At 70.2% G+C, this 22995-nt stretch carries 19 protein-coding genes and 4 pseudogenes; 13 read left to right on the forward strand and 10 right to left on the reverse strand.

The window, feature by feature from the left end:
• Nucleotides 1-1169: 1169 nt before the first annotated feature.
• Together KV557_RS37260 and KV557_RS37265 are read left to right on the forward strand one after the other, a co-directional pair.
• Complete coding sequence (locus KV557_RS37260; RefSeq protein ID WP_256178525.1) at nt 1170-3800, forward strand: SpoIIE family protein phosphatase; 2631 nt, start codon at nt 1170-1172, stop codon at nt 3798-3800.
• 49 nt (nt 3801-3849) lie between these two features.
• Nucleotides 3850-4086 carry a hypothetical protein gene (locus KV557_RS37265; protein ID WP_218206049.1) on the forward strand — a complete coding sequence of 79 codons (237 nt, stop codon included), beginning with the start codon at nt 3850-3852 and terminating at the stop codon, nt 4084-4086.
• Here KV557_RS37265 and KV557_RS37270 read toward each other — a convergent pair.
• Nucleotides 4083-4229, reverse strand: a complete 147-nt coding sequence (locus KV557_RS37270) for a hypothetical protein (RefSeq protein WP_218206050.1) — start codon at nt 4227-4229, stop codon at nt 4083-4085. The two genes, KV557_RS37265 and KV557_RS37270, sit on opposite strands and share 4 nt — an antisense overlap.
• A gap of 231 nt (nt 4230-4460) precedes the next feature.
• Here KV557_RS37270 and KV557_RS37275 point away from each other — a divergent pair.
• The 3 genes and pseudogenes from KV557_RS37275 to KV557_RS37285 form a co-directional block, all read left to right on the forward strand.
• Nucleotides 4461-4661, forward strand: a pseudogene (locus KV557_RS37275) (succinate dehydrogenase/fumarate reductase iron-sulfur subunit); the annotation flags it as partial.
• 444 nt (nt 4662-5105) lie between these two features.
• A complete protein-coding gene (locus KV557_RS37280; RefSeq protein ID WP_218206051.1) occupies nt 5106-7742 on the forward strand; it encodes a SpoIIE family protein phosphatase in 2637 nt (878 codons plus the stop codon).
• A complete protein-coding gene (locus KV557_RS37285) occupies nt 7739-8881 on the forward strand; it encodes an ABC transporter substrate-binding protein (RefSeq protein ID WP_308130266.1) in 1143 nt (380 codons plus the stop codon). The genes KV557_RS37280 and KV557_RS37285 overlap by 4 nt, the downstream gene beginning before the upstream one ends.
• A 114-nt stretch (nt 8882-8995) precedes the next feature.
• Here the strand turns inward: KV557_RS37285 and KV557_RS45060 are convergent, their stop codons facing one another.
• From KV557_RS45060 to KV557_RS45065, 3 genes are all read right to left on the reverse strand, one after another.
• The gene (locus tag KV557_RS45060; protein ID WP_374106718.1) at nt 8996-9514 is read right to left on the reverse strand and encodes a transposase; all 519 of its coding nucleotides are present in this window, start codon (nt 9512-9514) and stop codon (nt 8996-8998) included.
• 307 nt (nt 9515-9821) lie between these two features.
• Nucleotides 9822-10181, reverse strand: a complete 360-nt coding sequence (locus tag KV557_RS37295; protein ID WP_218206052.1) for a hypothetical protein — start codon at nt 10179-10181, stop codon at nt 9822-9824.
• A 19-nt stretch (nt 10182-10200) separates the two neighbouring features.
• Nucleotides 10201-10560, reverse strand: a complete 360-nt coding sequence (locus KV557_RS45065) for an FAD-dependent oxidoreductase (protein WP_374106719.1) — start codon at nt 10558-10560, stop codon at nt 10201-10203.
• A gap of 282 nt (nt 10561-10842) precedes the next feature.
• On the opposite strand from KV557_RS45065, the gene KV557_RS45165 reads away from it, so the two are divergent.
• The 6 genes and pseudogenes from KV557_RS45165 to KV557_RS37330 form a co-directional block, all read left to right on the forward strand.
• Entirely contained in the window at nt 10843-11601 is a 759-nt protein-coding gene (locus tag KV557_RS45165) for a hypothetical protein (RefSeq protein ID WP_445156348.1), read from the forward strand.
• 365 nt (nt 11602-11966) lie between these two features.
• Nucleotides 11967-13685 (forward strand): cytochrome bc1 complex cytochrome b subunit, encoded by a 1719-nt coding sequence (gene qcrB / locus KV557_RS37310; protein ID WP_218206053.1) that lies wholly within the window; start codon nt 11967-11969, stop codon nt 13683-13685.
• Nucleotides 13682-15370 carry an aa3-type cytochrome oxidase subunit I gene (gene ctaD / locus KV557_RS37315; protein WP_218206054.1) on the forward strand — a complete coding sequence of 563 codons (1689 nt, stop codon included), beginning with the start codon at nt 13682-13684 and terminating at the stop codon, nt 15368-15370. The genes qcrB and ctaD overlap by 4 nt, the downstream gene beginning before the upstream one ends.
• Nucleotides 15367-15756 carry an aa3-type cytochrome oxidase subunit IV gene (gene ctaF / locus KV557_RS37320; RefSeq protein WP_218206055.1) on the forward strand — a complete coding sequence of 130 codons (390 nt, stop codon included), beginning with the start codon at nt 15367-15369 and terminating at the stop codon, nt 15754-15756. Before ctaD ends, ctaF begins: the two co-directional genes overlap by 4 nt.
• A 187-nt stretch (nt 15757-15943) precedes the next feature.
• Nucleotides 15944-16483, forward strand: a pseudogene (locus KV557_RS37325) (transposase); the annotation flags it as partial.
• Nucleotides 16482-16763, forward strand: a pseudogene (locus KV557_RS37330) (ISAzo13-like element transposase-related protein); the annotation flags it as partial. The pseudogenes KV557_RS37325 and KV557_RS37330, both read left to right, overlap by 2 nt.
• Nucleotides 16764-16939: 176 nt before the next feature.
• On the opposite strand, the gene KV557_RS37335 reads toward KV557_RS37330, so the two are convergent.
• A complete protein-coding gene (locus tag KV557_RS37335) occupies nt 16940-17170 on the reverse strand; it encodes a hypothetical protein (RefSeq protein WP_218206072.1) in 231 nt (76 codons plus the stop codon).
• Here KV557_RS37335 and KV557_RS37340 point away from each other — a divergent pair.
• Together KV557_RS37340 and KV557_RS37345 are read left to right on the forward strand one after the other, a co-directional pair.
• On the forward strand, nt 17156-18853 hold the full coding sequence (locus tag KV557_RS37340; RefSeq protein WP_218206071.1) for an IS1634 family transposase: 1698 nt from the start codon (nt 17156-17158) through the stop codon (nt 18851-18853). The genes KV557_RS37335 and KV557_RS37340 overlap by 15 nt on opposite strands.
• 388 nt (nt 18854-19241) lie before the next feature.
• Nucleotides 19242-19694, forward strand: a complete 453-nt coding sequence (locus KV557_RS37345; protein WP_218206056.1) for a cupredoxin domain-containing protein — start codon at nt 19242-19244, stop codon at nt 19692-19694.
• Between the two features lie 305 nt (nt 19695-19999).
• Here KV557_RS37345 and KV557_RS37350 read toward each other — a convergent pair whose 3' ends face one another.
• The 5 genes and pseudogenes from KV557_RS37350 to KV557_RS37370 all read right to left on the reverse strand — a co-directional run bounded on the left by KV557_RS37350 (nt 20000) and on the right by KV557_RS37370 (nt 22965).
• Entirely contained in the window at nt 20000-20140 is a 141-nt protein-coding gene (locus KV557_RS37350; protein WP_218206057.1) for a hypothetical protein, read from the reverse strand.
• Between the two features lie 308 nt (nt 20141-20448).
• A pseudogene (locus KV557_RS37355) lies at nt 20449-20997 on the reverse strand (3-hydroxyacyl-CoA dehydrogenase family protein); the annotation flags it as partial.
• 27 nt (nt 20998-21024) lie between these two features.
• On the reverse strand, nt 21025-21282 hold the full coding sequence (locus KV557_RS37360; RefSeq protein ID WP_218206059.1) for a hypothetical protein: 258 nt from the start codon (nt 21280-21282) through the stop codon (nt 21025-21027).
• Between the two features lie 160 nt (nt 21283-21442).
• Nucleotides 21443-21598, reverse strand: coding sequence for a hypothetical protein (locus KV557_RS37365; protein WP_218206060.1), 156 nt, complete (start codon nt 21596-21598; stop codon nt 21443-21445).
• Nucleotides 21599-21996: 398 nt separating this feature from the next.
• Nucleotides 21997-22965, reverse strand: a complete 969-nt coding sequence (locus KV557_RS37370; RefSeq protein WP_218206061.1) for a CAP domain-containing protein — start codon at nt 22963-22965, stop codon at nt 21997-21999.
• Between the last annotated feature and the right edge of the window lie 30 nt (nt 22966-22995).

The raw sequence follows: 22995 nt of genomic DNA on the forward strand, positions 1-22995 counted from the left end.
GCCGGACAGGGGCCGAAGGTCGCGGGGCGTGATTCGGCAGTGAGCCGCATCCGGCGGGACAGGAGCCGGTGTGGCTTGGTGGAGCAATTGTTGCCAGGTGGGATCGGTCGTCGACAAGACCCCCTTGTTACGATCCGCCGTCGTATTCAGGGGGCGTCGGCGTTGATCAACGGGGCGGGTTGCGCGGCCGCGCCAATGTGCTGAGCTGCGTAGATGTTGCGGTCGGGGGTTGCGGAAGGGCCGGGGCGCGGGCACTATCGCCCGTCGTGGACCCGTTTTCCGTGTGAGCGGGCTCACGGTTTATGTCCGCTTTTGTCCCATTTGCCCACTGCTGACCGGATTGCCGCCGTCGCTTTGGGTGCAGACGATCTGCCCGGGTTGAGACCCGCGTCACACGCGGATACCTGCCCCGCACGCGCTGTCGGCGCGATCAGAGTCCGCGACGATCGCCCAGCCGGCGGTTCCGCCCGGGCGACGGCATGCTGGGGGGCCATGGCGCTGACCCGACGCGCCCGCCGCCCCGTCGCCGGCCGCACGGTGGGGGACCCCAGGGCGAGCGCCCAGGCGACGACGACGGACTGTTCTCGTCCGTCGACGGTGGCCAGGTCTGGTGCGGCGGCCTGCCGCTCCGCGGCGTGGGAAGTCCGCGCAGCGGCCCGGCCCACCTGTAATAAGCACGGCTCTGGCCCGTAATCGGTGGTTGCGCGGTGTGGCGATCACTGGCGGAGGGCGCGGTGGCGGAGGAGGGTGAACCCGGCTCGGCCGTGTATCCGCCTCGTGATCTTCTTCGTGCGGGTGTTGACGCCTTCGGTGCGGCCGTTGCGGCGTGGGGTGGTGAGGCCGGCGTTGACAGCGGCGCGGGGTGACCACCGTTCGGTCGCCTTCGGCGCGGCCCTGCGTTCATTGGACAGGCCCTCCGGCTCCGGGGCGCCGACCTGCCCGGCGGTGTGTTCGGCCGTCCGGCGGCTTCGCGCGTGCACATCTGCGGGCCAGGTGGCAGCGTGGAGGAGTCATGACCCGGATGCGCGGGGACGGCCTGGATGCACGGAGTGGACAGCCCTGCCCATGGGGGTGCGGAACCGGGCGGACCGGGGGAACACCGGTCCGCCCGGGGTCGGCTGCGCTCGCGGCTGCGGGCGCGCAGTGTCGCCGGGCAGGTGTTCCTGTGGATGCTCGTCGTGGTGGTGCTGCTCGTCGCCGCGACGCTGACGGCACTCATCCTGCAGGCCCGGAGCTATGCCACGAGTGACGCCGAGCACCGCACGCGCGCCGCAGCCATCACCCTGGCGCAGGTCCCCACGGTGGTGAACGCTCTGGACAGCGCCAACCCGACCGCGGTGCTGCAGCCGCTGGCCCTGGACATCACGAAAATGGGCGGCTTCGACTACGTCGCGATCGCCAGCCCCGAGGGGATCCGCTACGCCCAGACTGCCCATCCCGAGCTGATCGGGCAGCACCTCATCGGCCCGTACGAGCCGGCCCTCAAGGGGCCGATCACCATCAGCTTCACCGCGCCCATCGGACAGGTCGTGGAAAGCAGCGCGCCGGTCACCAGGCCGGATGGTTCGGTCGCCGGCCTGGTCCAGGTCGGCTACACCGTCGCGCACGCGGGCAGTGCGGTGAGCCGGCAGTTGCCGGTCCTGTTCGGCGGCGCGGTCGCCGCGGTCGCCGTGGGCACGAGCGGGGCAGTGCTGGTGCGTCGGCGGCTGCGCCGCCAGACGCACGGCCTGGGCCCGGCCGAGATGACGCGGATGTACGAGCACCACGACGCGGTGCTGCACGCGGTTCGCGAGGGCGTGCTGATCGTCGGCGGGGACGGGCGGGCGCTGCTGGCGAACGACGAGGCCCGGCGGCTGCTGGAGCTGCCTCCGGAGGTGGAGGGGCGACCGGTCACCGAGCTGGGGCTCGATCCCGGGCTGGCTGAGCTGCTGGCATCCGGGCGGGCCGCCACCGACGAGGTGCACCCGGCCGAGGACCGGCTGCTCGCCGTCAACAACCGCCCCACCGCGCCGTTCGGCGGCGGGCCCGGCAGCGTCGCGACGATCCGGGACACCACCGAGCTGCGGGCGCTGGCCGGGCAGGCCGAGGCGGCCCGGGCCCGGCTGAAGCTGCTCTACGACGCGGGTGTACGGGTTGGCACCACCCTGGACGTGGCGCGCACCGCGCAGGAGCTGGCGGATGCGGTGGTTCCCCGGTTCGCGGACTTCGCCACGGTCGAGCTGGCCGAGGCGGTGCTGCGCGGTGACGAGCCGCTCCCGGGCACGGGCACTGCGGGAGGCCCGCGGATCCGCCGGGTGGCCGCCGGCGGCATCCGCGAGGACCGGCTGTTCTACCCGGTGGGCTCGCAGATCAGCCCGCTGCCCGGCACGCCGGAGGCCACTGCCCTGGAGAGCGGGCGGGCCACGCTGGCGGCCGATCTGCGTCAGGCGCATGCCTGGCGGGCGCGCGACCCGCAGACCGCCGACCGGATCCTCGCGTACGGGGTCCATTCGCTGATCTCCGCGCCGCTCAAGGCGCGCGGCCTGACCCTGGGCACGGCCACGTTCTGGCGCGCGGGGGAGTCCGAGCCGTTCGGGGATGAGGACGTTGCCTTCGCCGAGGAACTGGTCGCCCGCGCGGCGATGTGCGTCGACAACGCCCGTCGCTACACCCGTGAGTCCCGGATGGCCGAGACGCTGCAGCGCAGCCTGCTGCCCCGGGGACTGCCCGAGCAGAGTGCCCTGGAGGTGGCCTACCGCTACCGGCCGGCGCAGCGAGGGGTCGGCGGGGACTGGTTCGACGTCATCCCGCTGCCCGGCTTCCGCGTGGCACTGGTCGTCGGTGACATCGTCGGCCACGGCCTGCACGCCGCCGCCACCATGGGCCGACTACGCACCGCCGTCCTCAACTTCTCCGCCCTCGACCTGCCCCCGGACGAACTGCTCGCCCGCCTCGACGAACTGGTCACCCGGCTCGACCCCGGCGGGGCCACCGAGGACGAGGAGACGGCCGGCGTCACGGGCGCCACCTGCCTGTACACGATCTACGACCCGGTCTCCGGACACTGCACCATGGCGCGGGCGGGCCACCCCCCGCCCGCCCTGGTACACACCGACGGCAGCGTGGAGTTCGTCGACCTGCCCGCCGGCCCGCCACTCGGCGTGGGCGGCCTGCCCTTCGAAACCACCGAACTCCAGCTGGCACCCGGCACCACACTGGTCCTCTACACCGACGGACTCGTCACCAGCCGCGACCGCGATCTGGACACCGGACTCACCGCACTACGTGCCGCCCTGGCCGACGCCCACACCGACGAATCCCCGGACGACACCTGCCAGGCCGTGTTCGAGGCGCTGGTCCCGCCGCGTCCGGGCGACGACATCGCCCTCCTCGTCGCGCGCACGCAACTTTTCGAGCCCGACCAGGTGGCCATCTGGGACGTACCCGACGACTTCGCCGCCGTCTCCCGCATCCGCAACGCATGCGCCGACCAGCTGACCACCTGGGGTCTGGAGGAACTGACCTTCACCACCGAGCTGATCCTCAGCGAGCTGATCACCAACGCCGTCCGCTACGGCACCGAGCCCATCCGCGTCCGCATGCTGCGCGACACCAGCCTGGTCTGCGAGGTCTCCGACAGCAGCAGCACCGCCCCACACCTGCGCTACGCCGACGCCATGGACGAAGGAGGCCGGGGCCTGTTCCTGGTGGCCCAGCTGGCCGAGCGGTGGGGGACCAGGTACACGGCCCGGGGCAAGGTCATCTGGTCCGAGCAACCACTGACCGCACCCGAGTTCCAGTTCGAGGCGATGCTGCAGTAGCCCGGACCACGGGCGTTGCGGGTGTGAGCCGGCCGACGCCCGCGGCCGGATGACCGGTCTGCTGCAGGCCGTCCTCGCGATCAGCCGCGACCTCGAACTCCCGGTCCTGCCCACGCTGACCCCGCTCGCTGCGGGGGCCGACTACCGTCCCGCCACTGAGCCTGCCCTGCTCGGCGGCGACTGGTACGACGCGCCGGCCCTACCCGACAGCACCCGGACCGCGGTCATCGGCGACGTGGCCGGCCGTGATGCCCCGGGCGAGCCGGTCGCCGTGAACGGCGCCTAGAGCGCGCTCTTCCCCTCCTCCGTCAACTCACCTCGGAGGTACGGGGGTTGCCGGTCGATCGCGTCCTGGTGGATGCACAGCGTGCGCAATGCCACCGGGCTGCCGACGAAGACCGGCACGGAGGCAGGGATCTGCCCTGCCACGGAGGCCATTCCCTCGGCCCCCTACCCGATCGCACTCAGGTGCCAGAACAGCAGCGGGACTTCATCCAACTGACGGTCACTCTGGCGGGTGGACCTGGGCTGGGGGCGCTGTCGGCTGGGTCCGCCTCCGGGCTCTGCTCAACTGTAGCCGTCTGTAGGTCAGTTATCGCCGAAGGAAAACTCCGCGGTGACGGGCGCGTGGTCACTCCACCGCTCCCGCTGGACACGGTGGACCGGCAGACCGATGCGCAGGAGGTGCATGGGCTGGGCTACTGCAACATCACCAAGTGCTGCACCGAGGTCTGCCCCGAGCGCATCAAGATCACGGACAATGCGCTGATCCCGCTCAAGGAACGGGTCGCGGACCGCAAGTACGACCGGCTGGTCTGGTTCGGCAGCAGGATCGGCCGACGCACCGAACCGGCGCGGTGAGCACCGGACGCTCAGGTCCGGTCACGCACAGGTCCGCCTCGATTCGCACGGCGCAGGCCGGAGCGATGGTGATCTCGAAGTCTCCAGCCCGCGCCATGGGGCGCCCCGCGGGTCGGCACTCCGCCTCTCACCTGCACCAATCCGCCCTCTCACCCGCGCCGACCCGCCGCTGATCCGATTGGAACGCAGACCGACAGTCGAGATCGGTCCGTTTGGCGTCAACAATGGGATTTGTCCCTATTGTTCTGGAGCAAGGCTGGGCCTGGCTTGGTCGACTTGCAGAGAAGTGCTGATGTGCCCGGGCGGCTTCCTCGTCCGAGGCGCAGCGGGCAAGGACGCCAAGAATACGGCCGGCCGCATGCGGGAAGGCCGAGGCGGCTGTTCAAGGGCCTGCTGAGCCTGCGCAGCCTCGCCGGCCCGGGGTTCCTCCTGCAACTGGCGGTGATGCTGCTGATCGTCGTCGCCGCGCTGGGGGCTCTCGTGGTCGGGGCCCGGCGCGACACCACGGCGGATGCCCAGAGCCGGACACTCGCCGCGGCGCAGGCGTTCGCGAACTCTCCGGGGATCCTGACGGCACTGAGCGGCCCCGACCCGACCGCAGCCCTGCAGCCGTACGCCGAGGCGGCCCGGAAGGCCGCCGGCGTGGATGCCATCATCGTCTACCGGTTGGACGGGATCACGCTCACCCACAGCGACCCGAACCAGATCGGGAAGCACGTCATCGGTCCCTACGCGCAGGCGGCGACCGGCAAGCCCTTTACCAGGACCTTCCACGGATCGCTGGGCCTCTCCGTGATCTCGGCGGTACCCGTCAAGGCCGCCGACGGCTCCGTCGTCGCCATCGTCTCCTCCCCGGTCACGGTCGAGAAGGTGCAGCACAGGGTGAACCAGCAGCTGCCGGTCCTGTTCGGCGGTGCCACGGTGGCTCTTGCCATCGGCGCGGGCGGGGCGAGCCTGGTGAGCCGCCGGCTGCAGCGGCAGACCCATGGCCTGGGCCCGGCCGAGATGACCAGGATGTACGAGCACCACGACGCCGTGCTGCACGCCGTCCGGGAGGGCGTGCTGATCCTCGGCGAGGACGGCCGCCTGCTGCTGGCCAACGACGAGGCCTCCCGGTTGCTCGGCCTGCCCGCCGACTGCGAAGGCCGTCCGATCACCGAGCTGGGCCCGGGCCACCCGGTCGCCGAGCTGCTGGCCTCGGGGCGAGTGGTCACCGACGCCGTGGTCGGCTCCGGCGACCGCCTACTCTCGGTGAACATCCGGGCCACCGACCGCAACGGGGGACCGCCGGGGCGGGTCGCGACCCTGCGCGACTCCACCGAGCTGCGCGCCCTGTCCGACAAGGCCGAGGCGGCCCGCGAGCGCCTCAAGGTGCTGTACGAAGCCAGCAACACGATCGGCACCACACTCGACGTGGTGCGCACCGCCCAGGAACTCGCCGAGGCGGCCGTCCCGAGCTTCGCCGACTACGCCACCGTCGACCTCGCGGAGCCCGTCCTGCACGGCGACGAGCCCACCGGCACCCGGATCCTCCAACTGCAGCGCGCCGGGCTGAGCGGCGTCCACCCGGACACGCCGTTCCATCCCGTCGGTGCGACCATTCCGATCGTTCCCACCGCCCCGCTCGGCCGCAGCCTGCAGCACGGCCAGTCCGTGATCGAGACGGATCTGACCAGCGCCGGCGTCTGGCACGACGACGCCCCGGACCGGGCCCGGCGCACGGTCGACCACGGCATCCACTCGCTGCTGAGCGTGCCGCTGCTCGCCCGAGGCCAGGTCCTCGGCGTGGCCGTCTTCTGGCGCGCGGCCTCAACGGAGCTCTTCGACGAGGACGACCTCTCGCTGGCCGAGGAGCTGGTCGCCCGGGCCGCCGTTTGCATCGACAACGCCCGCCGCTACACCCGCGAGCACCGGATGGCCGTCACCCTCCAGCACAGCCTGCTACCCGGCGGACTGCCCGAGCAGAGCGCCCTGGACGTCGCCTACCGCTACCTGCCCGCCGAGGCCGGCGTGGGCGGCGACTGGTTCGACGTGATCCCGCTGCCCGGCGCCCGGGTCGCCCTGGTGGTGGGCGACGTGGTCGGCCACGGCCTGCACGCCGCCGCCACCATGGGCCAGCTGCGCACCGCCGTGCACAACTTCTCCTCCCTCGACCTGCCCCCGGACGAACTGCTCGGCCACCTGGACGACCTGGTCAACCAGATCGACCAGGACCGGGCGGCCAAGGACGGCGACGCCATCACCGGCGCGACCTGCCTATACGCCATCTACGACCCGGTCACCCTGCGCTGCGCCATGGCCCGGGCCGGGCACCTGCTGCCGGCCCTGGTCCACCCGGACGGCTCGGTGGAGTTCCCCGAGTTGCCCGCCGGGCCGCCGCTCGGCCTGGTCGGCCTGCCGTTCGAGAACGCCGAACTACAGCTGCGGGAGGGCACCCGGCTGGTCCTCTACACCGACGGGCTGGTCGAGGACCGCTCCCGGGACATCGACGTCGGCCTCGAACTGCTGCGCACCACCCTCGGCCAGGGCGACCGCAGCCCCGACGACACCTGCGAGGCGGTGCTGAACGCCCTGCTGCCGGCCAACCCGACCGACGACATCGCCCTGCTGGTCGCCCGGACCAGGGCGCTGCCCGCCGACCGGATCGCCGTCTGGCACGTCCCGGCCGACCCGGCCGCCGTCGCCCGGGTCCGGGCCGGCGTCGCGGAACGGCTCACCGAGTGGGGGCTGGACGAGATGACCTTCGCCACCGAACTGATCGTCAGCGAGCTGGTCACCAACGCCATCCGGTACGCCATCGGTCCGATCCGGCTCCGGCTGCTCCGTGACCGCGCACTCATCTGCGAGGTCTCCGACGGCAGCAGCACCTCCCCGCACCTGCGGTACGCGGTCAGCACCGACGAGGGCGGGCGCGGGCTGTTCCTGGTCGCCCAGCTCTCCGAGCGCTGGGGCACCCGCTACACCCCCAACGGCAAAGTCATCTGGGCCGAACAGCACCTCCACGAGAGCGCCACCCCGGCAGTGGAAGGTCCCGGCGAGATCCCGCTCGTGACCACCGAAGGACGTCTGGAGTCATCGTGACCGCATCTCGTGCCCGAACGGCGACCGTCTCCGGCTGCCTGGTCCTCCTGGCCATGGGCCTGGGCGCGTGCGGCCACACACCGCCTGCCACACCCAAAGACCCGTCGGTGGCCACCTCCGCGAAGGACGTGGGCGGCATGGACGCACTGACCGCCGCGGCGAAGAAGGAGGGCACGCTCAGAGCGATCGCGATCCCCCGCGACTGGGCCGACTACGGCGGCCTGATCGACGGCTTCGAGAAGAAGTACGGGATCACGGTCACGGTCGACAATCCTCTGGGCCACAGCCAGGACGAGATCGACGCCATCAAGAAGAACGGGACACAGCAGAGTGCCCCCGACGTCATCGACGTAGGGGACACGTTCGCCCGGGCAGCAGGCCGACAGAACCTGCTCGCGCCGTACAAGGTCGCCGCGTACCGCTCGATCCCGAGCAACCAGAAGGACCCGCAGGCCCGTTGGTCCAACAACTACGGGGGCTACATCTCCATCGGCTGCGACGCGAACCGCGTCGAGGTCTGTCCCCAGACCTTCGCCGATCTGCTGAAACCCGCTTACCAGGGCAAGGTCGCGCTTGAGGGCGACCCCACCCGCTCCGAGACCGGATTCGCCAGCGTGTACGCGGCGGCCCTGGCGAACGGCGGATCGTTCGACAACATCCAGCCCGGCCTCGACTTCTTCGCCAAGCTCAAGCAGGCGGGCAACCTCAACCCGGTCGATGCCACCTCGGCCACGGTCGCGAGCGGCCAGACGCCCATCAGCATCAATTGGGACTTCGTCAACCTCAACTACACCGACCAGCTCCGCAGCAAAGGCGTCAACTGGCAGGTCTCGATCCCCTTCGACAGCAGCTTCGCCCAGTACTACGCGCTGGCGATCAACAAGGACGCCCCACACCCGGCGGCCGCCCGCCTGTGGCAGGAGTACCTCTTCAGCACCGAGGGTCAGAACCTCCGGCTCAACGGCTACGCCCGCCCGGTGCTGCTCGACGCCATGAAGAAGGACGGCACCCTTGACGAGGCCGCCTTCGCAAGATTGCCGACGGTTGAGGGAACGCCCGAGTTCCCGACGGATGCGCAGACCGAGAAGGCGAAGGAGATGGTCGCCGTGGGCTGGGCGAAGGTCGTCGCGGACGGCTGACGCTGGGGGCATGTCCAGCCGACGGCACACTCACGGTAGCCCCGGTTTGTGAAAGGCCGCACATCGAGGCCACCGCTGGTTGTGCTCAAATGACCTTACGTGTGCGTTAGTTGTTCAGGTCGAACACCGCAGTGACGGGCGCGTTCTCGCTTCAGCGTTCGGCGCGGGTGGCCCAGTCGCACCGGAGTCCCTTCGGGTGCCATACCCGCGCGCATGGCCGTACTGCGCTGGGCCTTCGACCAGTCCCCTTTCGCGCTGGCCATCTACGACACCGGCGGCCGGCCCGAGTCCGGAGATTCGCTCCAGGATCAGGTCCAGGATCTTCTCCTCCAGGCCGTGCTCGACCAGCCGGGCGCGGAAGTCGCCGAGGACGGAGAAGTCGAATCCCGGGTCGTCCAGCTCCAGGCCCAGCAAGAACTTCCAGTCCATCCGGGCCCGCACCTGGTCGGCGGCCTGCCGGTCGCTGAGTCCTTCCGCGTACTGCAGCACCGAGACCATCGCCAGCGCGCCGGGGGAGATCGCCGGCCGCCCCCGGGCCGGGAACGCCTCGGCGAAGGACTCGTCCCCGAACAGCGGGCCGAGCGCCTCACGGATGCGGATCGCCAGTGTTCCCTTCGGGAACGAGGCTCGCACTACCCGAGCGGTCAGCTCAGGAACCCCACCATCGTCCCGCGGCTCCAACGACATCCAGCCCATCCTTGATCGACGACAAGCCGATCCTGACAGCCCGGACCGCCAGCCATCACTGGTTCGCGGATTTCCCAACGGAGTCCTACAGGGGGACGATCACGAGTCCCGCGAACGTGCTGGAGCGGTGGGCCGGTCGACTCCAGATGGACCGCGGGGAAGGGGACGCTTCGACTCTCGTTCTGGATCGGGGCTGGAGCCGAGGTCTCGACGGCGCGGCGGCGCCTGCCGTGGGCTGGCGCCTGCTCGCGGGTCAGGGGCGGGTCGCGCGCTGGCGGTGGTCCAGGTGGCGGGTGACGAGTTTGACCAGCTCGGGGCCGTTTTCGTAGCCCAGGGGCGCCAACTCCGGTGGCAGAACGTAGCCGTCGGGCAGTTGCGCGTAGACCGTGGCCATCTGATGCCGGTACGCGTCCGCGAGCGTCTGGGGCCAAGCGCCGGTCAGCGGTGGCCGCATCCGGGCTTCGGCGGCCAGCGCCTGGTGGTGCGCAGCGGCCTCTTCGATGGCGCCCTCGACCCGCCAGTCAGTGATGGGCGCGCGCTGCGGACGCCAAGGCTGCAGCCAGCGGCTGGGCCGACCATGGAGGATCTCACCGGCGAGTTCCTCGGCGATCAACGGGGAGGCGTGCAGACCGTCACGGTGCGTGCCCGTGGCAACCCACACGCTCGTCCAACCGGGCCGAGACCGCGTTCAGGAGCATGAACGTGCCGGTACCGTATCCGTCGCGCGCCCCAGGTTTGCCCAGCTGCTGGTGCACGCGGACTCGCCAGCTCTCCCACCGTGTGGCGGCCTCCACGGCCATCCGCAGCCTCAACAGCCCATGGCGGGTACGTAATCCGGCAGCGGTGACCTCGCCCAGGACCCCGAGCATGGCCCCCGCCGCCTGCGAGGCTCCCGGGCCGCGGCGCCCTGACACCACCACTTTCAGCCCGGGCTCCACCGTGGCCAACTCGAAGGCGACTGACCGGCCCAGCACCCCCGCGCCGACCACCATGACGTCGACCCCGACACGCCTCACCTGAGACCCTCCTGACCGAAAGCAGTACCCGGCCTTACTGCTACCCCGCCGCGCACCCGTCTACATCCACTCCACCGCCCCCTCGCAACCCGGCCTCGTCCGCGAACTCCTCGTCGATCCGCTACGCGGCGGCCCTGCCTGCCCGCTGCTCCGACGAAGTCGCCGACCGAGCCGAGCGCGCCGCGGTCCGGGCGCAGTCACAGCAGGTGGCCGCCAACCGGCCGTTCCTGTTGATCTCGGGCACGGTTCGGCTCCTATGTGCTGGCCTTCCAGGTCTACCTCGCCTTCCCGCTCGCCGCCGACACCGCACTGGGCGCAGGCGGCACAAAGGCCACCAGCGGCCTGTTCGTGCTGTCCGCAGCCGTCTCGGTCGCCAGGCAGCTGGACGAGAGCCGCGGCGTCGTGGACGCCGTCACCGACCAGGGCCACCGAGCGGCCCCGATCCTGGAGGCGGCGCACCGCGGCGACCTTCTTCCGCGGCAGGACCTCGAGCGCACGGCCTTGAGGTCGTCACCGGCCGGCTGGAGCGGCTGCTCCGCACGATCGCCGGATCGTGAGGCTCGGCCGTATCAGGATGCTGCGACGTGGGTGGTCGGGGTGGTGGAGGCGGCGGAGGAGGAGTTCGGCCGCGGTGTGGCCGATGAGGTACTTGGGCGGGGCGACGGCGGTGAGGGGGATGTCGGGGATGTCGGCGATCTCGTCGTCGTAGGCGACGAGGGCGAGGTCGTCGGGAACGGTGAGGCCGGCGCGGCGGGCGGCGGAGGCCAGGAGGGCGGCCTGGCGGTCGCCGAAGCACAGAGCGGCGGTGCACCCGGCGGTGCGCAGGTGGGCCAGGGCGCGGTCGGCCGTGGCCGGGGAGGCTACGGGGATGGCGGTGGCGTCCAGCGCGGCCTTGAGGCCCTTGGCGAGGGTGGCCGGGTCGTCCTGACCATCACGCTCCCGGCCTCACCCGACCTGCCTCCCAATCCGGAGGCCTACGAGCGCGAGGAGACCACCAGCGGCCACGGCCTCCGCTGATCACCTGACGCGGACGGATCGACCGGCATCCCGGAAATCCGGAGTCGGCCTTCCGGTGGGCGGCCGATCTCGTACCCGGGCAGGTCATCGCAGCGATGCCGAGGCCCCGGCGAGTCCAGACCGCTCCAGCCGCGCAACCACGCTTACTGTCGCTGTGTGGCGAAGCAGACCCCGGCGACGTGGAACGGTGCGCAGGCCAAGGCTCTCGGCAGCGGTACCCCGCCCGGGGCGGCCGCGACGGGTGGCCAGGCGCCGCCCATCGGCCAACACTGCTGCAGCGCCGCCTCAATGCCACCGGGTGGGCGCGGAGTTCGCGGCGGGGCACGCCAGTGCACGCACCCGGGACAGCTCCGGGGCATGGGCGCATGACGGCTCCCAAGAAGGCGCCCGCGCGGGGGCGCTGGGCGTCGAGGGTCGAGACCACGGCGGTCGCCCTCGACGGGCGGGTGCCCTTCCTGGACGCCGCCAAGGGGCTGATCCGCAAGGTGTTCCCGGACCACTGGTCGTTCCTGCTGGGCGAGCTGGCCCTCTACAGCTTCGTCGTGCTGCTGCTGACCGGCGTCTACCTCACGCTGTTCTTCAACCCGAGCATGGGCGAGACCGTCTACCAGGGCTCCTACCTGCCACTGCGCGGGATCCGCATGACCGAGGCGTACGCCTCCACCCTGCACATCAGCTTCGACGTCCGCGGCGGACTGCTGATCCGTCAGGTCCACCACTGGGCCGCGCTGGTGTTCGTCGCCGCGATCGCCGTACACATGCTGAGGATCTTCTTCACCGGCGCCTTCCGCAGACCGCGAGAGCTGAACTGGGTACTGGGCGTGACCCTCCTCCTGCTCGCCATGGTCGAGGGCTTCTGCGGCTACTCCCTCCCGGACGATCTGATCTCCGGCACCGGCCTGCGGATCACCCAGGGCATCATGCTCTCCATCCCGCTCGTGGGAACCTACCTCACCCTCTTCGCCTTCGGCGGCGAGTACCCGGGCCGGGACATCGTCGCGCGGCTCTACGAACTGCACATCCTGCTCGTGCCCGGCCTGCTGCTGGCGCTCATCGGAGCCCACCTCACCCTGGTCTTCTCCCTCAAACACACACACTGGGCCGGGCGGGGACGGACCAACCGCAACGTCGTCGGCATGCCGATGTTCCCCCAGTTCCTGACCCGCACCCTGGGGTTGCTCTTCGCGGTCTTCGGCGTGCTCACCCTGCTCGGCGGACTCGGCCAGATCAACCCGATCTGGGTCTACGGCCCCTACCGCCCGGACGCGGCCTCGATCGGCTCCCAGCCGGACTGGTACATGGGGTTCCTGGAGGGCTCACTGCGGCTGATGCCCGCCCTGGAGACCCGGGCCCTTGGCCACACCATCGCCTGGGGCGCGCTGGTGCCGGCGGTGCTGCTGCCCGGTGCGATCTTCACAGCGCTGTACCTGTACCCGTTCGCGGAACGGTGGCTCACCCGGAGCCGGGGCGAGCACCACCTGTGCGACCGGCCGCGCAACCAGCCCACCCGCACCGGGCTGGGCGTGGCCGGCACCGCCTTCTACGCGGTACTGCTGGTGGCCGGCGGCGACGACGTCATCGCCTACTCGTTCGGCATCTCCCTCAACGCGCTCGTCTGGACGCTGCGCGGCGCCTTGATCGTCCTGCCGCTCCTGGGCTTCGTGGTCACCAAGCGGCTCTGCCTCGCCCTGCAGGCGCATGACCGTGAGCGGCTGCTGGAAGGCGAGGAGACGGGAGCCGTCGTCCAGTCCGTCGAGGGCGGATACGTCGAGCGGAACCGCCGGGGCCTGACAGCGGATCAACGCTACGTCCTCCTGGTGCGCGAGGCGCCGGAGCCACTCCTGCGGCCGGCGGAGGAAGGTACCGCTGTGCCGCGAAGCGCCCGACTGCTTTACCAGGTGCAGCGGATGCGAGTCGCTCTGAGCGTGTGGTTCCACGAGGACCGGCTGGAGATGCCCGCCACCGACGCGCAGCGCAGACAGATCGCCGCCGTCCTCGCGCCCGCTGCGCACCCGAAAGAGCATGACGGACAGTCACCGACAACCGCGACGACCGGTGCCGAGCTCCAGCAGGAGGACTCATGACGGCCGTGACCGCCACGCCGACCGCCGCCCAGGCGCGCCTGCGGCACGGCCGCACCCTGCTGCGCTGGCTGACATCGACCGACCACAAGGTCATCGGAAACCTCTACTTGGTCACCGCGTTCGGGTTCTTCCTGGTGGGCGGCACGCTCGCGATGCTGATGCGGGCGGAGCTGATGCGCCCGGGCCTGCAGTTCATCAGCAACGAGCAGTACAACCGGCTGTTCACCATGCACGGCACGATCATGCTGCTGCTCTTCGCGACCCCCACCTTCGTCGGCTTTGCCAACGCGGTCATGCCCCTGCAGATCGGCGCGCCCGATGTCGCGTTCCCACGCCTGAACGCGTTCACCTACTGGGTCTTCCTGCTCGGCGGCCTGATGGTGCTGAGCGGCTTCCTCACCCCGGGCGGTGCCGCCTCGTTCGGCTGGTTCGCGTACGCCCCGCTCAACGGCCCGGTGTTCTCGCCCAGCACCGGCGGTGACCTGTGGACGATGGGTCTGGTGGTGGCCGGTGTGGGCACGATCCTGGGCGCGGTCAACTTCATCACCACCATCGTCTGCCTGCGGGCGCCGGGGATGACCCTGTTCCGGATGCCGATCTTCACCTGGAACGTGCTGTTCACCTCGATCATGGTGCTGATGGCCTTCCCTGTCCTGACGGCGGCGCTGCTCTGCCTGGAGGCGGACCGGAAGCTCGGTGCGCACGTCTTCGACGCGGCCAACGGCGGCGCGATCCTGTGGCAGCACCTCTTCTGGTTCTTCGGGCATCCGGAGGTGTACATCGTGGCGTTGCCGTTCTTCGGCATCGTCAGCGAGATCATCCCGGTCTTCAGCCGCAAACCGATGTTCGGCTACTACAGCCTGATCGGCGCCACCATCGCGATCACGGCGCTGTCGATGACGGTCTGGGCGCACCACATGTTCGCCACCGGCCAGGTGCTGCTGCCGTTCTTCTCCCTGTTGTCGTTCCTGATTGCGGTGCCGACCGGGGTGAAGTTCTTCAACTGGATCGGCACCATGTGGCAGGGCTCGCTCTCCTTCGAGGCGCCGATGCTCTGGTCGATCGGATTCCTGGTGAGCTTCCTGCTGGGTGGCCTGACAGGTGTTCTGCTCGCCGCACCGCCGATCGACTTCCACGTGACGGACAGCTACTTCGTTGTCGCGCACATGCACTACGTGCTGTTCGGCACGGTCGTCTTCGCCACCTTCGGCGGCTTTCACTTCTGGTGGCCCAAGATCACCGGGCGGATGCTGAACGAGCGGCTGGGACGGATCCACTTCGGTCTGCTCTTCGTCGGCTTCCAGACCACCTTCCTGGTGCAGCACTGGCTGGGCGCGGAGGGTATGCCCCGCCGGTACGCCGACTACCTCGTCTCGGATGGCTTCACGACGCTGAACACAGTCTCCTCGATCGGCGCGTTCGTGCTGGGGGCCTCGACCCTGGTCTTCCTCTACAACGTGTGGTGGACCGCGAAGTACGCCCCGCGCGTGGCGGAGGACGACCCCTGGGGGTACGGGCGGTCCTTGGAGTGGGTGACCTCGTGCCCGCCGCCCCGGCACAACTTCCTCGCGCTGCCCCGGATCCGGTCCGAGTCCCCCGCGATGGACCTGCACCACCCCGAGTTCGAGGCACCGGACGCCCTCGCCCGGCCCGCACCGCGCCCGACCGGGGAGGAGACCCCGTGAAACTCGAAGGCAGGCTGTTCGCCGGGATGGCGCTGTACTTCGGCGTCACCGGCCTGATCTATTGGATCTTCTCCCACGAACCGGCCGGGACCACCGCCCTGGCAGTCGGCTTCCTGACGTCATCGCTGGTCGCACTCTTCCTCCACGTGCAGTACCGCAAGCGTGGACTGCGCCCGCAGGACCAGTACGAGGCGGAGATCGCGGACGCCGCCGGCCCGCTGGAATTCTTCCCGCCGCGCAGTGTCTGGCCGCCGGCCGTCGCACTCGGCCTCACGGTGCTTGCCCTCGGCGTGGTGTACGCACGATGGCTGGCGCTCCTCGGCCTCGGCCTGCTGGCCGGAGCGGTCCTCGGCTTCGTCTTCCAGTACGTCGACCGAGAGGACTGAACCGCAGGAGCAGTGCGCCGAAGCCCCGGCTCGGGTGGGCGTTCAGCCCCGGCTTGTAGCCCATCGCGAGGTGGAAGATGGTGTCCCGTCGAGTGGTGTAGCAGGGATCTTGGAGTAACCCCTGGTCATGGGACAGCCATCGCGCAACTCTCTGAGTGGAACGGCTAGTTCACCAGGGAGATACGCGATGGCCTTGTCCCGGTCCGACTTACTCCGCCTCATGGAGTCACTGCGCCCGGCGGACGGAATCGAGTTGATCAGGGTCCTGGCCCAGCGGATCCTGCAGGAGCTGATCGAGGCCGAGGCCACCGCGCGGATCGGTGCGGAGCCGGGCGAGCACACCGAGGCCCGCACCACCTGGCGCAACGGCCACCGCGACAAGACCCTCACCACGCAGGCCGGCGACCTGGAGCCGGCCATCCCCAAGGTCCGCACCGGCAGCTTCTTCCCCAGCCTGCTCGAGCGCCGACGCCGCATCGACCAGGCCCTGTACGCGGTCATCATGGAGGCCTACGTGCTGGGCGTGTCCACCCGCTCGGTCGACGACCTGGTCAAGGCCCTGGGCGCGGACGCGGGCATCTCCAAGAGCGAGGTCTCGAGGATCTGCGCGGACCTGGACGAACAGCTCACCGCCTTCCGCGACCGGCCGCTCGGCCACACCCGCTTCCCCTACATCTACCTCGATGCCACCTACTGCAAGGCGCGGGTGAACCACCAGATCGTCACTCACCCGGCAAGGACACCAGGTCTCACCGGTGACCGTCGGCCGGCTCCTGCGCGAGAACGGCTTCAGCCTGCAGTCGAACGCCAAGACTCTGGAGGGCGACCAGCACCCCGACCGGGACGCGCAGTTCCACTACATCAACGAGCAGGTCAAACAGTTCCAGGCCGCGGGTGAGCGGGTGATCAGCGTCGCCGCCAAAAAGAAGGAGATGCTCGGGCAGTTGCCGAACGCGGGGCGCGAGTGGAGGCCCAAGGGCGAGCCGGTCCAGGTCGAGGACCACAGCCTGGACTACTGGCGGGAGGGGGTTATTCCGACCGTGCACTATTCCCTCGATTGATCTCGGGATTGGTGCGGCAGGGGCTCGGTGACTCTCCGGCTACTACGACCCATGCCGCCCACGTCCCCCTCCCTGTTGCTGACCGCGCCGCCTTCGCCAGCCGTTGAACGCTCCGGCGGGTCTCAGGCCCGAGGGGGTGCCAACCACCGTTCCGCGCGGCCCTGCTTGTCGGAGTCTCCAGAGCGGCGGGCGTGCGCCAGCAGACGGGCGCGCAGCGGTTCGGGCAGGCCGGCGATGTCCCGCTTCTGGCGCGGGCGGGTCTTCCAGCCCACCAGATGCCGCACGGCCCCGGCATCGTGCCGCTCCTCGGCCCGCCGGTCGGCCAGCCCGGCGAGCAGATCGGCGATCGGCACCCTGCCGAGCAACTCGCCAGGCACGCCCTCGTGGACGGGGTAGCCGGAGCAGAGTGGGACCCGGTGAAGGGGCGGTCGGTGCCGAAGGTGCTGTTCACCTTCGGCCGCGAGGACGACCTGGACCGCGACGCGGTCAAGCGCCTGGTCGCGTCTCTGTCGAAGCTGCTGGAGCCGGGTGACGCGCTGGCCGCGACTGCCGCGTCCGACCTGGAGTACGTCTCCTCGCGCTCATTCGGCGGCGCCTACGTGCTCGACCACCTGTGGCGTCGGCTGAAGATCGATCAGATCGTGGGCCGGGTCGGGCAGCCCAAGCGCGGCAGGCGCCGGGACATGACCGCCACCGAGCGGGTGCTGTTCGCCCTGGCCGCCAACCGGGCCCTGGCCCCGTCGTCCAAGCTCGCCGCCGCCGACTGGATCACGCATGACGTGCACATCGACGGGCTCGGGGGCACCGACGACGACTCCTGCTACCGGGCGATGGACTGGCTGCACGAGGTGAAGGACGACTTGGAAAAGCAGGTCTTCGACGAGGTCGCCACGCTGCTGAACCTCGAGGTGGACCTGCTGTTCTTCTACACCACGAGCACCTACTTCGAGCTGGAGGAGCCCGACGAGCACGTCGCTCGCGACGACGCCGGCCGCCGACAGGGCGACGGCGATGCGAACAAGACCGGGTTCCGCATCTACGGTAAGTCCAAGGACTCCCGCGACGACCTGCCGCAGATCGTCATCGGCATGGCCGTCACCCGGGACGGCATCCCCGTACGCTGCTGGTGCCGGCCCGGCAACGCCTCCGACCAGAAGGTGATCCGGCAGGTCAAGGACGACATGCGGGACTGGACCCTCTCCAAGATCGTGTGGGTGACTGACCGCGGCTTCTCCAGTGCCGAGAACCGCCGCTACCTGCGACAGGGCGACCACGCCTACATCATCGGAGAGAAGCTCCGCTCCGGATCACCCGAGGTCCAGGCCGCCCTGTCCCGCCAGGGCCGCTACACCGAGATCGCCGAGAACATGCGGGTCAAGGAAGTACGGATCAGCGACACCGACCGGTTCGTGATCTGCCACAACCCCGAATCAGCCGACCGCGACAAGCACATGCGCGAGCAACTCGTCGCCCAACTGGCCGACTTGATTGCCAATACCGACAAGCTCAGCGACTTCAGGCGCGGCGAACTACGCGGCAGGATCGCCGACAAGCCCGGCCTGAACCGCTACTTGCGCACGACACCCGCCGGCAAGCTCCGCGTCGACCAGGCCAAGATCAAGGCGGAGGAGAACCTCGACGGCAAGTACCTCCTGCGCTGCAGCGATCCCCATCTCAGCGCCGAGGACATCGCCCTGGGCTACAAGCAGCTCCTGGAAGTCGAGCGGGGCTGGCGCGACATGAAGCAGATCATCGACCTGCGGCCCGTCTATCACCGACTCGAAGAGCGCATCCGGGCCCACGTCGTCCTGTGCCGGCTCGCCCTCCTTCTCATCCGCATCGTCGAGACCCAGGCCGGGACGACCTGGTCCGAGGCCCGCCGCGAGCTCCAGCGCCTCCATGTCGGGACGTTAACCGGCCCCAGCGGCACGTTTCAGCAGGCCACCGGCCTGACCAAGCCTCAGCGAGACCTGCTCGCCAAGCTCCGCATCCCCCACCCCAAGCAGGTCCTCGACCTCCAGCCCGCACCCCGCTGACCAGCCGAACCACCACCGCCTAGAGAAACGCCCTCCAGGCGGCCACGCCCATGTCCGCACAGGTCGGAGCCCAGATTCGGTCCTCCAGCCCGCTGAATTACGCGGAACGCGGGAATGACTCTGGTTCTTGATCTTGTGTGAGCGCAGCAAACGTGCTGGTCGGGACGCCTTTTCGAAAAGGTCCACCCGTTCGAGTGTGAGGTGTTCGAGGGTGTCTGCCGGCCTGGGCGGTGGTTGGTTCTCATATGTCGGACACGTACCGGGGCGAGGGCCGGGCGTCCTGGTGCAAGGGTCCTGAGCAGTCAACCTGCTGAGATGCCCACCCGGCGGCGCGGGGGATACGCTGAAAGAGGCCCTGCGTAAAGCCAACACACGTCGGGTGGGCATCATGACTGAGATATCACGCAGGAATACCAAGAGCAACGACAATGCGCGCCGTCGGATCGCGAGGCCCCTGGTGGCCGCTGCGGTCGCCGCGGGACTCGGCGCGCTCGGCGCCGGGGGCCCGGTGGCCGCACAATCGCACGGGGTCGCCGCGTCCGCGGTGTCGCAGACGGTCCTGACGGCCGTGCCCAAGGCCCCGGCCGCCGGAGCACACCAAGTCACCATAGCGAACTACGCGTTCGCGCCCAGCACACTCACGGTCAGCACGGGCACCACTGTCACCTGGACCAACAACGACACCGACTCGCACACGGTGACCAGCATCGGTTCCGGCCTGCTCGCCTCCGGGACGCTGAACCAGGGCGCCTCGTACAGCTACACCTTCACCACGCCCGGGACATACGCGTACATCTGCTCGATCCACCCCTTTATGCACGGCACGGTTGTGGTGCAGTAGATCGTGGCGAAGGAGGCCAGCTGAGTGGAATGCCGCACGCCGAGCCTACCTCTTGACTCTACCCAACTGTCCGCTACCGCCTGCCAGGAGCGTGGGTCGGTAACGGGCAGTTGCTCGGGCGTGTGTGATCGCCGGTAACCGAGCGTCTGTCTGGTCCTGTGTGCCGGTGGCGGGTGCGGGCCCTGCCACCACCGTCCTGACGGAGCCCGCCAGCCATGCTCGCCCTAACGCCGCTTCGCCCAGGAGCACGAGTCCGCCCGCCGCAACGTCTGAGGGGCATCGGGGCCACTCGGCGGTCTGCCGCGCTACCCACGGGAGGCGCGAACCGCAGCGACGACGATCGCGATCAGGATGGACACCAGGAAGAGCGTCACCGCAGGCCACAGCGGATCGCCGTTGATGAGCGCGTTCATGAGCGTGCGGAAACCGGCACCGATGAAATGCATGCGCGTACCGTAGCGTCCCCCGTCGCCAGGCAGAGCGCCGGAGTTCCCCGGGCGGGAATCCCCGCCGTCCTCGCAGTGGCCGTCCCCCTCATCCAAGGAACGCCGCGGCCAGCAGCGCACCGGTACCTTCAAGACGGTACGGGGCAGGGCCGGGTGCGACACGGCCTCGCCGGCGAGAGTGCGTTGTCCACCTCGCGAAGGTCGGAGCGCAGCTCCCGGTCCGCCTGGTGTCGGTCCCGGTCGGGCTGGGTGGCGCGTTCTCCGGGGCGGTGGGCGTGCCGACGGTGGCCGGTCGGTGTCGGGGGTGGTCAGGCGGCCTGGTGGACGTGGAACCCGCGCCCGCTCTTGCGGCCGAGCAGTCCGGCCTCGACCATGCGGGAGAGCAGCGGCGGCGGGGCGTACAGCGGTTCCTTGTACTCGTTGTACATCGACCGGGCGATCGCCTCGACGGTGTCCAGTCCGATCAGGTCGGCGAGTTGGAGCGGCCCCATGGGGTGGGCGCAGCCGTGGACCATGCCGGCATCGATGTCCTCGGGGCTGGCGTGCCCGGCCTCGGCCATCCGGATCGCGGCGAGCAGGTACGGCACCAGCAGGGCGTTGACGACGAAGCCGGCCCGGTCGCGGGAGTGGACGACGTGCTTGCCGAGGACGTTCGTGGCGAAGGCCTCGACCCGGCTGACCACGGCGGGGTCGGTGTGGAGCGAGGTGACCAGTTCGACCAGCGGCATCACCGGGACAGGGTTGAAGAAGTGCAGGCCCAGGACGTGGGAGGCTCGGCCGGTGGTGATGCCCAGGCGGGTGACCGGGATGGCCGAGGTGTTGGTGGCGACGACGGCGTCCTCGGGCTGCACTGTGCGAAGGCCGCTGACGCGGGTCGCTGATGTTCAGCTGCCCGGGGTGACCAGGCCGGACTCGCAGGCGAAGACCACCATCCGGTCGCGGTCGCGGAGGTCGGCTTCGGTCTGGATGCGGCCGACCTGCGTTCCGGCGCTCTGTTCGGCCAGGACGAGGCTGGCGGCGATCTCGGCGTCGGAGAGGCTGCGGGCGGTCAGTGCAGTGGCCGCCGGCGCGGCCTGCTGCTGAGAGGCAGCCCCGGTGGGTGGAAGTCCGCTACCGGGGCTGCCTCTCTTGATTCTGCTCAACTTCCGCTTTCTGGCCCTTAGTTCTGCAGGTCAAACACCGCAGTGACGGGCGCGTGGTCGGACCAGCGCTCGGCGTGGGTGGCGGCGCGCGCCGGGCGGCCGGGCGGGTGAACAACCCGGGCGGATCGTGTTCTTCCGGGGGCCGGGGGCATTGTCCAAGTCAGCCGTCATCCGACGCGCCGGCCAGGGACCAGTAGCGGAGGGACACCCCCATGCCCAGCTCCGCCCCACCTTCCCCGCCCGCCCCCGCGCCCGGCAGCAGGGGCTCCAGGCCCTGAGCAAAGGCGATCAGCTGCCCGACCCGCGGCAAGGTCAAGGACACCACCGGGGCGGCGTCGCGATCCAGTCCGCGACGGCCTCCCCGCGAGCGCTGCGGGCCCGTGGCCGACGACCTGCCCACACACCCGCGCATGATCCGAGGTGCCTACGAGGGCCTCTCCGGCCGGTGCAGCAGGATCGCGCGCACGGTGTCCGTAATCGAGTGGTGCGAGTCCGGCACGATGGCGCCCAGCGGCGCAGCCGATTGCTGAGAGGTGGCCTAGGTGTGGCGTACCGGGAAGGCGAGTCACCTCGCAGGAGGCGCGCCGATCCTTGGTGTGGTTCCGGCTGCGGCTGTGGCCACCTCCACCCGCCCTGTGGCTACCGTCTCTGGAGGGCCCGTCGCGTAGTGACGCGCCTGGATAGAGGCTCCGGGGCCACGGTTTCGGTCCGGTCCTACCGGCCGTCGGAGAAGTTGTGCACTCCCCACCAGCCGGTCTCGTCGTGGTAGATCCCGACGCCGACCTCGGTGAACGAGGGGTTGGTCTGGGCCTTGTAGTGGCCGGGGCTGTGGCGCCACATCGACTGGAACTTCTCCGCCGCCTCCTGGGCGGTCATCGAGGCGTCGCTCCACCACACGATGTTCTCGCCGATCCAGGTCCGGGAGCCGGTCACCAGGTACTGGGAGTCGGCGTTGCTGGAGTGGCCGAAGCCGTTGTCGCGCATGTGGTGGGCCCAGTTGCGAGCGTAGTCGCTCAGGTCGGACTTGAGGGCCAGGGGAGGGAGTCCGACCGTGGCGCGCTCGCCGTTGAGCAGTTGCAGGGACTCGGCCTCGGCGTCGCTGACAGACTGGGAGGACGAGCGCGGGCCGGGGAGTACCGGGTCGGGCCCGACCGGTCCGGAGGCAGGATCGGCGGGGGCCAGAGGGGTCAGAGGGGCCAGAGGGGCCGGCGCGGTGGCCGCGGGCTTCGGGGCCGGTGCGGCGGTGGTGGCCGCCGAGGGGCGAGCGGCTCGTGCGGGCGTCGGCACCGGCTTGGGCGTGGGCTTGAGGGGGGAGGAGGTGCTGGTGGGCGACGGGGTCGCCGAAGGGGACGGGGGCGCGGGAGCGGCGGGGGAGGTCGGCGTGGCGGTCGGAAGTATGGTGACCGGGGTGGCGGGGCCGGTCCCGGTCGGTGCGACCGCTGTGCTGATCGGGGCGTCGGGGCCGCCTGCCGTGGTCGACGCGTGGTCCGTCGTGGCGACCAGGGCGACGCCGGCGAAGGACAGGCCGGCGGCGCCGATGACGGACAGGCCGATGGTGACTCGTCTCGCGGTCCGGCTGTTGGCGCGGCGACCACGGTTCTTCCTGCGGTGGCCGTCGGGGGATCGGCCGTCTCCGCTCACCGGGGGCATGTGCTGGGTCGGCTGGTCTTCGTGGAACTGCATGTGTCGTTGCTCCGTGTGGTCCAGGGAATG

Origin of the sequence: Kitasatospora aureofaciens, from assembly GCF_019192735.1 — a bacterium.
GTDB classification, from domain to species: domain Bacteria; phylum Actinomycetota; class Actinomycetes; order Streptomycetales; family Streptomycetaceae; genus Kitasatospora; species Kitasatospora aureofaciens_A.